This window comes from Streptomyces chiangmaiensis, assembly GCF_036281785.1.
Classification (GTDB): Bacteria; Actinomycetota; Actinomycetes; order Streptomycetales; family Streptomycetaceae; genus Streptomyces; species Streptomyces chiangmaiensis.
The window spans coordinates 14,697-27,079 of record NZ_JAYWVC010000114.1; the positions used below are offsets into that span (position 1 = coordinate 14,697).

Sequence of the window (12,383 nt, forward strand, 5' to 3'; positions counted from 1 at the left end):
ACGCAGGTGGCGCGCCGAGGCTGCCCCCCTCTTGCCCTCCTTGCCACGCGGCGCAACGCCGTGCCCTCGCGGCAGGCTCCAGCACACGGTGTGGCCCGCGCGCAAGTGAGTCGAGTGGAATTCCGCCCGGCGGCCGGACCGGCGACTTGCGGCTGCCAGAATGGCCGGGTCAGTCATTCGGCGTGCGGAGGCGGGCGCGCAACGCGCACGGGACGTACGCCTCCGACGAGTGGGAAGTCAGCCTATGCCCGCCCAGCGCAGCTCCGCCGAGCGCCCGCTTTCCGTCCATCAGCTCAAGGTCCAGCTGGAGGGGACGAAACCGCCGGTGTGGCGGCGGCTCGTGGTGCCCTCAGACGTCGCGCTGGGCTCGCTGCACGACGTGATCCAGATGGCGTTCGGCTGGCAGGACACGCACCTGCACGCCTTCGAGGACCGCTCGGGCGGGCGGTACGCCCCGCCGGGTGACTTCGGCCTCCCGGCCTTTGACGAGAAGAAGGCCGTCCTCGCGGACGTCCTTCCGCGTACTGGTGACCGCATGAACTACACCTACGACTTCGGCGACGACTGGCTGCACCTGATCACGGTGGAGGCGGTACGCCCCGCCCAGGACGGCGAGGGGGAGTTCGCGGTGTGCACGGGCGGGCGGCGGACCATGCCCGCCGCCGAGGACCTTGGCGGCGTGTGGGGGCTGGCCGAGCTGCTCGAGCGGTACGAGGACGGGGAGCGCCCGCGTTCCACGGTCGTCCGGCACGGCGGTGAGGAGTGGGTGGAGTACGACAGCCTCCTTGACGAGGTGCTGGCCGGCCTGTGCGAGGAGGGCTTCGACCCGGCCGCCTTCGACCTCGCCGAGGTCAACCGGGCGCTCACGGAGGTTCGGCTGCGACGGGCGACCAGCGGGCGGGGGAAGAAGCGCGGCAAGCGGAGCGGGCGGCAGGTGCCGGCAGGGATGTACCGCTGCGAGTGCGGCGATCTGCACCCGCTGCCCGGTGATGCGGCCCCGCTCGCCGACGCCGACGGGCACGTTGAGGAGGAGTCGCTGTCCGGCCTCCTCGACTCCGCGGACATCCGGCTGCCCGCGGTGCGGCTGCCCGGCGAGGCGGAGCTGGCCCGCGCGGTGCGCGAGGTGCCCGCCTTCATGGCCGCGGTGCAGCTCGGGCACTGGTGCGGTGGAGAAAGAAAGGCCCGAAGGGCTTCCTCAGAAGGGCGGTGGCGGGAGACGGGCGGGCGCGAGCTGACCCCGAAGGGGCTGCTGCGGCCGAAACTCGCCCGGCAGGCCGTGGAGGAGGCCGAGCTGTGGCGCATCGACCCCGAGGAGTGGGGCGATCCCAAGGAACGGGCCGCGCGGCTGGCGACGATCCGCAGCGCAGGCGACATGGAGCTGGTGGACCTGCCCTGGGAATGGGCACTGAACTGCGGCTTCGTCGAGGTGGAGGGCAACCGCGCGTACGCCGGAGACGAGCTGCCGGACGAGGACGAAGACGCGGCACTGCTGGCCGCCTGGCAGCGTGCGGTGGCAGGCGCGGCGGTCGAGCTCTCCCTCTCATTCCCGATGCTGGGCGGGGCGCTGGGCGAACTGTCGCCGCTGCGGGCGCTGACCGATGAGGCGCCGCCGCTGGTGTTCCTGATGCTGCTCGCGGCGTACGGGTTGCCGGACGGGGAGTGGCTGGATGCCGCCGACTACCTGACGGGCGGTCTCGAGGAGCTGCCCGAGGGCCCGGCCCGGCAGCTGGTGTCGACGCTCCTCGCCGAGCAGTACGACGACACCGCCGGGACGCTGGAGCTGTTCGGTGCCGCTGAGCGCGATGGTGACTGGACTCCGGTGGACAGCGCCCGCACCACGCTGTTCGGCGGCGGGGGTGACCCGCTTCGGGCCGGCCGCTTCCGTCTCACCCCTCTGGGCCGCTCCGGCCTGCGCGCGCTGCTGGTGCAGGTGGGTGTCCCGGCGCCGGTGGTCGGCTCGCTCGCCCGGGCGGACGCCCGCGAGTTGCTGGCCGCACTCCCCTCCTACCCCTCCGAGGCGGATGCGGCGGCGGAAGTGGCGGACTGGCTGGCAGAGCGCTTCGCAGCGGACGCGGCCGTGCAGGTGGTGGACGCCTGCGACGGCACGGAGGCCGCCGATGCGCTGCGCCGCCTTGAGGCCCCGCCGGTGCTGGCGACCGTGCTGGCGGCGGACGAGAGCGGGCGAGCGAAGGCGGTCCTGCGCAAGGCGGCCGTCTCGCAGGTCACCGGCTGTTCGCACGCTGCGGCCTCGATGCTGCGCCGGATCGGGGAGCCCGCCGAGGGTGAGGCGGCGTGGGGTTTGGAGTGGATGCTGGTGGACGGCGCGCTACCGTTCGCCCGTCGCGGCGAACAGGCGTTGCGCGAGAGGCTGTTGACTGGCCCCGATGAGGGGTTGCGCCCGCTCGACCAGGTGGCCGAGCGGGCCGACGACCTGTGGCGCGCGGGCCACCCTCACGCCGGCGAGGTGCTCGGTGCGCTGGCCGACGCCCTCAGGCCAGTCGACAAGGCCCTGGCCAAGCGGCTGCGGAAGGCCGCGTTCAAGGCGGAGAGCGCCACATGAGCCTGCTCGTGAAGGAAATCAACGCTGAAGCCGGACCGCTCGCCGACCCTGCTGCCGCCGCCTGGGCGCGTGAATACCTCGCCGTCGGCGGCTGGGCCGCCGTGTTCGCCCCGGCCGAGCCGGCCCAGCCGGCCCGGCTGGGCCGCCTGGTGTTCTACCGGCCCACCGCCGACACCCGCCGCGTGCCCGCCCAGGCCACTGCTCCGGGGTCGGTGGTGCGGGTCAGGCTGCCCCTGGTCCTGCCACACGGCAGCGGGGTACGCACCCGCACCGTCGAGGGGTGGGCGCTCGCCCCAGCCCACGCGCTCGCCCTGCTGCTCGGCCTTCCCTCCTCCGGCGTCCATCCGTCGCTCGCCGCGTGGGCGGCCGTCGCCCGCCGCACCCTTCAGCTGCTCGGCGAGGGGCGCCTGTATCCGGCGCTGACCTCCGACACGTACACGACCTGGCGCTTCGGGCCACCTGGCGCGCGCGGCAAAAGGGACCTGGACGCGCTCGCCGCCGCCCTGCCCCCGTACGCCCACAACCTCCCCGCGTCGCAGACCGGCGACAAGACGCCGCATATCGCCGAACCTGTCAACCTGGTACGGGAGTTCTGCGACGCGCTCGCCGACACCCTGCCGCGCACCCCGGCCGCCGCCTGGGCCACGCCCGGCAACCCGTACGCCGACCGCGCGACCGCCCTGCACCCGGGCCTGGCCGAGTGGGCGGCCGAGGCCGCCGCAGAGCGGGCCGCGCAGGTGAGCGTGGAGCTGCGGGTGGAGCCCCCGGCCGGGCGGCGCCGCGCCTTCCAGGCGGTGCTGCAGTTGCGTACCACGGCCGACCCGTCCCTGGTGCTGGACGCCGCCGAGCTGTGGGCCGACCCGCACCGTGCACAGCGCCTGCTCGGTCAGCACGCCGAGGCCGAGACGCTGCTCGCGCTGCGCCGCGCGGCCCGCGCCTGGCAGCCGCTGACCCGCCTGCTCGCCGAGGCCACCCCCAGCACGCTCCGCCTCGACGACGAAGAGGCCATGGACCTGCTGGGCGACGCCACTGACGCGCTAGGTACGACGGGCGTGCGCGTGCACTGGCCGCGTGAGCTGGTCAAGGCCCTTGAGACGCGGGCGGAGATCGGGGCGGCCACCGCGCCCGGCGCGACCGTGGACACTCTGCTGGGCCGCGATGCCCTGCTCGACTTCTCCTGGCATGTCGCACTCGGCGGCGACAAGCTCACCGAAGCCGAACTCGACCTGCTCGCCGAGGCCCGCCGCCCGCTGGTCAAGCTGCGCGACCAGTGGGTCGTTGCCGACCCCAAGCTCGTGGCCCGCCTCAAGCGGCGGCGCAGCCGCGAACTCGCCCCGCTGGACGCGCTCCAAGCGGCGCTGACCGGGGAGGTGGAGTGGGACGGCGAGCGCGTCGCGGTCGAGGCGGCCGGCGCCTTCGGTGAGCTGGTCGCCCGGCTGCGCGACCCCGAGGGCCGTACGCCCGTCCGGACACCGGAGGGCCTGACCGCCACCCTGCGCGGCTACCAGCAACGGGGCATGGCCTGGCTGGCGGACATGACCCGCCTCACCCTCGGCGGGATCCTCGCCGACGACATGGGCCTCGGCAAGACGATCACCCTGCTCGCCCTCCACCTGCACCGCCAGGAACAGCCCGACACCGCCGGCCCGACCCTCGTGGTCTGCCCGGCTTCCCTCCTCGGCAACTGGCAGCGCGAGGCCGCCCGCTTCACGCCCGCCGTCCCGGTGCGCCGCTACCACGGCGGCGAGCGCACCCTCGACCACCTCGCCGGTGACGAACTCGTCCTGGTCACCTACGGGGTGCTGCGCCGCGACCGGGAGCGGCTCGCCGCCGTCAAGTGGTCGCTCGTCGCCGCCGACGAGGCCCAGCACGTCAAGAACCCGTACGCCACCACCGCCCGCGAGCTGCGCGCCCTGCCTGCCCGCGCCCGCGTCGCGCTCACCGGCACCCCGGTGGAGAACAATCTCTCCGAGCTGTGGGCGCTGCTCGACTGGACCACACCCGGCTTGCTCGGTCCGCTGTCTGCCTTCCGCGACCGCTTCGCGAAGGCCATCGAGCGCGGCGCGCTCGGCACAGACGGCGACGAGGAAACCGCCGATCAGGCCCGGCAGGCCGCCGAGCACCTCACCCGGCTCACCCGCCCGTTCCTGCTGCGCCGCCGCAAGTCCGACCCCGGTATCGCTCCCGAGCTCCCGGCCAAGACCGAGACCGACCACCCCGTCGCCCTCACCCGCGAGCAAGCCGCGCTGTACGAGGCGCAGGTCCGCGAGACCATGGCCCGTATCGAGAAGGCGGACGGCATTGCCCGGCGCGGCCTGGTCCTCAAACTCCTCACCGCGCTCAAGCAGATCTGCAACCACCCCGCCCACTACCTGCGCGAGAATGGCCCGTTGCCCGGCCGCTCCGGCAAGCTGGAACTCCTCGACGAACTCCTCGACACGGTGGTCGCCGAGAACGAGGGCGCCCTGGTCTTTACTCAGTACACGCAGATGGGCCGGCTTCTGGAGCGGCACTTCGCCGACCGCGGCGTCCGCGCCCGCTACCTCCACGGTGCCACCCCAGTGCCGCACCGCGAGAAGATGGTCGCCGCCTTCCAGCAGGGCGAGTTCCCCGTCTTCCTGCTCTCCCTGAAGGCCGCCGGCACCGGTCTCAACCTCACCCGTGCCACCCATGTGATCCACTACGACCGGTGGTGGAACCCGGCCGTCGAGGACCAGGCCACCGACCGCGCTTACCGCATCGGCCAGGACCGTCCCGTCCAGGTCCACCGGCTCACCACGCAGGGCACCGTCGAGGACAAGGTCGCCCGCCTGCTCGGCGCCAAGCGCGCCCTCGCTGACCAGGTCATCGCCTCCGGCGAGGCCGCTCTGACCGAACTCTCCGACGCCGACCTCGCCGAACTCGTCACGCTTTCCAAGGAGTTCGAGGCATGACACGCGCCCGCAAGGCCCCCCGCACCGGCACGCGCGCCTTCGCCGCCACCTGGTGGGGCCAGGCCTGGGTGGACGCCCTGGAGGCCTCCACCCTCGACACCGGCCGCCTCTCCCGCGGCCGCACCTACGCCCGCAAGGGCATGGTCGGCCCGGTCACCGCCGCCCCCGGCGTGCTGCGCGCCGAGGTCGAGGGCAGCAACCCATGGCCGTACGACGCCGCGGTGCACCTGCGTGTCCTCACCGACGCGCAGTGGGACACCCTCCTCGACGCCATCGCCGCCCAGGCCGGTCGCACCGCCGCCCTTCTCGCCGGCGAGATGCCCGCCGACCTCGTCGACGACGCCCGCACCGCCGGCGTCCCCCTGCTGCCCGAGCCGAGCGAACTCGACCCGGAGTGCTCCTGCCCCGACTGGGGCTACCCCTGCAAACACGCCGCCGCCCTGTGCTACGCCACCGCCGTCCACCTCGACGACGACCCCTTCTGGCTCTTCACCCTCCGCGGCCGCACCAAGGACGCCGTCCTTATCGCGCTGCGCACCCGCCGCCAAACCCTCACCAACGCCGCGTCCACGACCGGCGACGCACCCCGCGGCGAGGGTGTGCCTGCCCGCGACGCGTTCGCCTCCTGGAACGGCGCCTTCACTCCGCCCGACCCTGAGACGGCCGATACTGCGCCCGGCGAACCGGACACAGCCCCTACCCCGCTCACCACCGCGCCCCCGCCCGGCACCCCCTTCACCCTCGACGACCTCGAAGCGCTCACGCGCGACACCGCCCAGCGTGCCCGCCGCCTCGCTGCCGGGCACACCGCCTTGCTCACCTGCACCCCCGTCGAGGACGCCGTACGCCTCGCCGCGACAGGCGTCAGCGAGGACTGGTTCCACCACCTCGTACGCGCCAGCGGCCTGCCCCCGCTCGACTTCGCCCGCCTGGTCCGCGCCCTGCGCCACGGCGGACCCGCCGGCGTCGCCGTCGCCCGTGCGCCCCTCGCCCCCGACTCCGCCGCCATGGCCGCCGCCCGCACAGCCCTCGCCGACCCCGACACCACGGACACCGCCGGCCCCCTGCGGCTGCGCGCCTGGCGCAACCGCCTCACCGCCGACGATGAGGGCGTGCAGATCCGCCTCGGCCCCGACAACCGCTGGCATCCCTACACCCGCGAAAGCCGCGGCACCGCATGGTGGCCCTGCGCCCCCGCCACAGCCGACCCTGTCGCCGCTCTCGTCGCGGCGCGCACCGCTGCCGCGCGGCACTGAGCCGGATATGTGCCTCGGACCTGGCATCCGCTACGACCAGGTTGTCGCAGCACTGCGGTCGCAGCGGCGCAGCAGCGCGAGCGATCATCGTGCCACTCGGCGGCCCTGGGCTTGCCAGCTGGCTGACCAGCATGGATGACGTTTCCGGCACGCGCAGCGTCGGTCCGGGGCCCGTGGCTCCGCGCGTGGCACGGCCGCCGGCCGGCGGCGAGCTGTCAGACGATGTCGAGCACGTCGACGGTGGGGCGGCGGGGAGTGGGGTGGTCCTTGGGACCGTAGCCCAGGCGCCAGGGTTGTGCGTTGTGCAGGGACGGAGCCGCCGTGGCGTCCTCGATGAATGCGGTGACGGTGGACGCCTCCAGGGTTGGTGCGGTCACCGGAGCCTCACTTCCGCGTCGGGCAGGGCTTCCGTGTCGGTCGCCGGCGGAAGCACCGTCTTGTGCGCCGTGCCGTGCCGTGCCGCCCGCACGACCGATGAGACGTGGGTGCGCCGCGTGCTCCACTGCCGGCAGCCCGCTTGTGCAACGACGTGGGCCGAATGCCGCTGACAAGGGACCGATCGCCCCTCTCGCCGGGCCGCGGCAAGTGTGACGGTGGTGATGGGACCGCGAGTCGTGGGTTCCGCAGGGACTGCTGCTCGGGTCGGTCAGTCTGGCCGTGGCGGGCCGCTCGTCCGGTCCGGTGATCGTGATCCGCGGTGACCCGGCGGGACTCGAGCGCACTCGTGGGCGGATCGTCCTCGGTGCCGGGAAACCGGGGACGAGCGGCGCGGCGATGCGGTTCGCCTTCCGCGAGGCCGAGGCGCGCCACTGCGCCCTGGACGTCGTCCGTGCCTGGCGCCGCCCCGCGCACGAACCCGGCGAGCACCCCCTGCTCTCCGGGAGTCGCGATCTCTATTACGAGGAGCGGGCGTCCATCCTGATCGACGCCCTGTTGCAGGACAGCGCGCCGGAAAGCCCGGGCGTCCGGGTGAACCGATACCCGGTCGAGGGACTTGCCTGCAAGGTCCTCGTGAGCCGCTCGGCTGCCGCTGACCTCTTGATCATCGGTGTACGGCGGCGTCGCGGTCACGTCGGCCTTCAACTGGGCACGGCGGCACATGTGGTGCTCCACCATGCCCAATGCCCGGTGGCAGTCGTACCGGAGCTGCCGTGATCGGTCGTATCGGGTACGGATGCCGGCTTCGAGCCGAGCGCGGACCCTGTCTGCTGTGCGTCCCCACCGTCGTGTGCGGAGGAGTGACCGCGATGTATTACTGAAACCACCGGGGCATGAATGGATGGGGTTGGCTCTTCGGGTCGGTGGGCGCGATCCTGTTCTTGACGCTGCTCGTCCTCCTCGCTGTGTTCCTGGTCCGCACGATGAACCGCGGCTCCGGGCTCCTGCACGGCCCCACGGGGTCGTCGCCCGAGCAGGTGCTCGCTGAACGGTTCGCCCGAGGGAGATCGACGAGGAAGAGTACCGGCGCCGACTGGTGGTACTGCGAGACGAACGCCCTGGCCCCACGAAACGCGGACCGGCGCGGTGAGCGGAGCACATACCGGTGTGGTGGACCGGTCAAGGCAAGGTGTCATCAGGCCCGTCGGAGGAGGCGGTGCACTGTGATCACACGACTGCGGATGCCGTACCGGCATCTCACGCCGCCCGCCAAGTCCGGGCCGCCGCGGGAACCGCCGAAGCCGCCTGCGCAGCCGCCGCGTTCGGGCTGGCTGTGGTGGATCTTTCCATTGCTCTGGGTGGTCTTCCTGCTCGTCCTCATACTCGTCCGCATACCCTCGGGGACTCCAGCGGCTCACTTGTCCTACAGCACCTTCGTCTCCAAGGTCGGCGTGGGCCAGGTGCAGACCGTCGACATCAACGACAAGGGAGCGGTCACCGGCGTCCTGAAGAATGGTACGAAGTTCACCACCCAGATCCCCACGGCGTTGGGCACGGGGGCGCTGCAGCAGCAACTGCAGGCCGAGCATGTGCAGATCACTGCCTCCCAGAGCAAGAGCGGCAGTTCGTTCGGGTCGATCTTCGTCGACTTCTTGCCGATGCTGCTGATCATCGGGTTCTTGCTGTGGCTCGGGCGCCGCGCCTCACGTTCGGTGACTGGCGGCCTCAGTGCCATCGGTCGTTCACGGGCGAAGATCATCGAGGCGGAGCGGCCCACCACGAGGTTCGACGACGTGGCGGGATACGAGGGCGTCAAGCAGGAGATCAGCGAGGTCGTCGACTTCCTTCGCAACCCGTCGCGCTACGCGGCGGCCGGTGCCAAGGGCCCGCGCGGAGTGATCATGGTGGGGCCGCCCGGCACCGGTAAGACGCTCTTCGCCCGCGCCGTCGCAGGAGAAGCCGACGTGCCGTTCCTGTCGGTGACCGGGTCGGCCTTCGTCGAGATGTTCGTCGGCGTCGGCGCCTCGAGGGTGCGGGACCTGTTCGACGATGCCCGTAAGCGCGCGCCCTCCATCGTCTTCATCGACGAGATCGACGCTGTCGGCTCGCGCCGCGCCGGGAGCGGGAACATCGGCGGCAACGACGAGCGCGAGCAGACTCTCAACCAGTTGCTGGCCGAGATGGACGGTTTCGACCAGTCCACCGGCATCGTCGTCCTCGCCGCCACCAACCGGCCCGAGACCCTGGATCCCGCCCTGCTGCGTCCTGGGCGCTTCGATCGTCAGGTCACCGTCCCGCTGCCGAATCAGGCCGAGCGGGCTGCCATCCTCCGGGTACACGCCCGCGGCAAGACCCTCGCTGCCGACGTCGACCTCGACGTCGTTGCCCGGGCCACCCCGGGTTTCTCCGGTGCGGACCTCGCCAACCTGGTCAATGAGGCCGCCATCAACGCCGTCCGCGCCGACCGCGTCTTGATCGAGCCGCACGATCTGGATGCCGCCCGGGACCGCGTTCTGCTCGGCCGCCGTGAGGCGTCCAACGCACTGCTGCCCGAAGAGCGTCACGCGGTCGCCGTCCACGAATCGGGGCATGCCCTGGTCGCCGCGCTGTGCGAGCACGCCGACCCGGTCGCCAAGGTCACCGTCCTGCCGACTGGCATGACGCTGGGGGTCACCGAGCAGCTGCCCGAGGCAGAACGCCATCTGTACAGCGAGGGCTATCTGACCGACCTGCTCGCGGTCCGGCTCGGCGGCCGGGCGGCCGAGCTCGTCGTCTTCGGCGAGGGCTCGAGCGGAGCCGCCAATGACCTGGCCGGGGCCACTCAGATAGCCACCCGCATGGTGCGGGACTTCGGACTGTCGACGGCATTGGGCCCGGTCGGTTACGCCTCTGCCAGCCCCCGCTACCTGGGCGAGACCACGGAGGAACCCACCCGGCAGCCGTTCTCGGAACAGACCCAGCGAATCATCGACAAGGAAGCCGCACGCCTCCTGCGTGAGGCTGAGGAGCGGGCGACGGGTCTGCTGCGAGACCATCGCCAGGCCCTGGACCGGCTCGCCGATCTGCTCGTCGTCCGCGAGACCATCGACGGATCCGCGGTCCTCGAAGTGCTCCGGCAGGAAGAGCGTGACCGCGAGGAGGCAGACGGAGGCCTTTCGGGCCGTGCCTCCGAGGCTCTCCGGCGTGGGTCCCCAGGGATCCGTGTTCCGGTGGAACGACACCGGTCGGATGCCTGCCCGGCTGCGGACCGCGAGGAGTCCACAACTGGTGGGGACCACAGCCGGACGGGCTGACGCATCACGGCGCCGGGGAGAAGTAACTCTCCTCCTCCTGCGTGAAGTGGAGGCGGAGGATCGTGTGGAGGCTGTACAAGGAGGCTGTACAAGGAGGCGCGTAGGTCGTCGAGCTGTTGAGGCCGCAGTCCGCCTTGCTCGTCGGCGAGGCGTACGTGGGTGGCGATGCGCTGGGCCAGGCGCTCGAACGGTGCGGGGAGCGTCGTGGCGCAGCGGGTCCCGGAGCAGCAGGGCACCGACGAGCGCGTCCTCCGCGGTGAGCCAGACGGTGGTGGCCCCATCCAGCACTGCCCGGTTGTCGGGGACGGTCGGGCCCCAATAGCTCCTATGGCGGGGGTGGAGCCTTCCGACCGGCATGCCCGCCGCTTCGGGACGCACCGAGGCGTTCCGGGAAGAACCGGCTCTCGATCTCTCCGCGCACCCGTGATGTCAGCTCCTCCAGTGCTCGGGATCTGACCGGGTGCACAGGGTCGGGATCGTCGATCGTGCGGGCCGAGGCGGGAAGGGCGGCGATGTCGTGGGCGAGGCGTGCCCGTGCGTACTCCCACCGGTCAGGAGGCGCCGTCCGCCGACCCTCCGACATGACGGTGCGCAGCAGCGGCTGGGTCCCGCCCGGCGGGTCCTCGTCCCACAGGCCGATCACATCCGGCTGCCCGGGGCGGCGGAAGACCTGCTTGCGGCCCGGGGCTGTCACCTTCGCCGACGACAGCTTCATGACCGGGCGGCCGTCGTACTCCACGAGCTTGTACGCGGCGTCCAGGTACGGGGCGTCCGCGGCCACGCCCACCTTCGTGCCCACTGCGTACACGTCGATCGGGGCCCGGCTGCGCACCAGCTCCGCGACGGCGTACTCGTCCAGTCCGCCGCTGGCGACGATGCGCACCTCGGGAAGCCCCGCGGCGTCGAGCGTGGCGCGCGCCCGCCGCGCCAACTCTCCGAGGTCGCCGCTGTCGAGACGGATCGCGCAGCCTGGTCCCCGCCGGATCTCCGTCAGCACCCGTGCCGCGGTCCTGACCCCCTCGTCGGTGTCGTAGGTGTCGACGAGGAACGTGACCGGGCCGGGGTGGGCGCGTGCGAAGGCGCGGAATGCCTCTTCCTCACTGGAGAACGCCTCCACGTAGGAGTGGGCCATCGTGCCCGAGGCAGGGATGCCCAGAGCACCGGCCGCGGCCACGTTGCTGGTGGCGGAGAAACCCACCAGTGCGCCCAGCCGCGCTGCCTGGATGCCTGCCCAGGGGCCGTGGGTGCGGCGCAGGGAGAAGTCGACGACGGGCCGTCCGGCCGCCGCCAGGACGCAGCGGGCCGCCTTGGACGCCACCGCCGTCTGATGGCACAGCTGGTTGAGCAGGTAGGTCTCGACGAGCTGGGCCTGAGGGAGCGGTGCCGTTGCTTCGAGCAACGGCTCTCCGGCGAACACGACGTGTCCCTCCGGGATGGCGCGCACCTCGCCGTCGAAGCCCAGACCCAGCAGCAGCTCGAGGTCCTCGGGCGGCCGGTGGAGGGCTGCCGCGAACGCCTCCACGTCACCCGGTTCGACGCGGTAGCGAGACAGAAAGTCCAGGGCCGGTTCCAGGCCCGCGGCGACCAGGAAGCCCCTGCCGGGCGGCAGGTCCCGGACGAAGAGGCTGAAGGTGGCCGGCGCTCGCATGTCCTCTCGCAGGTAGGACATGGCCATGGTCACTTCGTACAGATCGGTGGTGGTGACATCGGACATCGTGAACGCCACTGAGTGGGCTGTGGAGGAGCCGTTACTGGGGGCATCCTTCGTCTCGTCACCAGTTTCGGCGAATGGTCGCGCGAAAGCATGGGCCGACCGGCCCTGCAAGTTCCAGTCTCGTGCTAGCCGAACAGCCCATATCGGAGATCCCTATAGTCCCCTTTCGTTTTTCGTTCCCTTCTTCGTAACTCGGGTATGCGGCTCGCCATGGCACGCGCCGGACGCCGTTCCGTCTACTCCTGCGTG

General features: G+C 72.1%; 7 protein-coding genes. 5 read left to right on the forward strand and 2 right to left on the reverse strand.

Annotated elements, in window-relative coordinates; genetic code table 11:
- Positions 1 to 244: 244 nt before the first annotated feature.
- The 3 genes from VXC91_RS27270 to VXC91_RS27280 are packed head-to-tail and all read left to right on the forward strand — an operon-like array spanning position 245 to position 6,749.
- On the forward strand, positions 245 to 2,560 hold the full coding sequence (locus VXC91_RS27270) for a plasmid pRiA4b ORF-3 family protein (protein ID WP_329509982.1): 2,316 nt from the start codon (positions 245 to 247) through the stop codon (positions 2,558 to 2,560).
- Entirely contained in the window at positions 2,557 to 5,493 is a 2,937-nt protein-coding gene (locus VXC91_RS27275) for a DEAD/DEAH box helicase (protein WP_329509983.1), read from the forward strand. Before VXC91_RS27270 ends, VXC91_RS27275 begins: the two co-directional genes overlap by 4 nt.
- On the forward strand, positions 5,490 to 6,749 hold the full coding sequence (locus tag VXC91_RS27280) for an SWIM zinc finger family protein (RefSeq protein WP_329509984.1): 1,260 nt from the start codon (positions 5,490 to 5,492) through the stop codon (positions 6,747 to 6,749). Before VXC91_RS27275 ends, VXC91_RS27280 begins: the two co-directional genes overlap by 4 nt.
- A gap of 215 nt (positions 6,750 to 6,964) precedes the next feature.
- Here the strand turns inward: VXC91_RS27280 and VXC91_RS27285 are convergent, their stop codons facing one another.
- Positions 6,965 to 7,126, reverse strand: a complete 162-nt coding sequence (locus VXC91_RS27285; RefSeq protein WP_329509985.1) for a hypothetical protein — start codon at positions 7,124 to 7,126, stop codon at positions 6,965 to 6,967.
- A 280-nt stretch (positions 7,127 to 7,406) separates the two neighbouring features.
- Between VXC91_RS27285 and VXC91_RS27290 the strand changes: the two genes are divergently transcribed.
- Positions 7,407 to 7,904, forward strand: coding sequence for a universal stress protein (locus tag VXC91_RS27290; protein WP_329509986.1), 498 nt, complete (start codon positions 7,407 to 7,409; stop codon positions 7,902 to 7,904).
- A 446-nt stretch (positions 7,905 to 8,350) separates the two neighbouring features.
- Positions 8,351 to 10,420, forward strand: a complete 2,070-nt coding sequence (ftsH, locus tag VXC91_RS27295; protein WP_329509987.1) for an ATP-dependent zinc metalloprotease FtsH — start codon at positions 8,351 to 8,353, stop codon at positions 10,418 to 10,420.
- A 325-nt stretch (positions 10,421 to 10,745) separates the two neighbouring features.
- On the opposite strand, the gene VXC91_RS27305 is transcribed toward ftsH, so the two are convergent.
- Positions 10,746 to 12,134, reverse strand: coding sequence for a nicotinate phosphoribosyltransferase (locus VXC91_RS27305; protein WP_329509988.1), 1,389 nt, complete (start codon positions 12,132 to 12,134; stop codon positions 10,746 to 10,748).
- Positions 12,135 to 12,383 lie beyond the last annotated feature (249 nt).

Excerpts from the sequence above, each read along its gene's own strand:
- VXC91_RS27270 (WP_329509982.1), top strand. The coding sequence starts at position 245 with ATGCCCGCCCAGCGCAGCTCCGCCGAGCGCCCGCTTTCCGTCCATCAG.
- VXC91_RS27275 (WP_329509983.1), top strand. The coding sequence starts at position 2,557 with ATGAGCCTGCTCGTGAAGGAAATCAACGCTGAAGCCGGACCGCTCGCC.
- VXC91_RS27280 (WP_329509984.1), top strand. The coding sequence starts at position 5,490 with ATGACACGCGCCCGCAAGGCCCCCCGCACCGGCACGCGCGCCTTCGCC.
- VXC91_RS27305 (WP_329509988.1), bottom strand. The coding sequence starts at position 12,134 with ATGTCCGATGTCACCACCACCGATCTGTACGAAGTGACCATGGCCATG.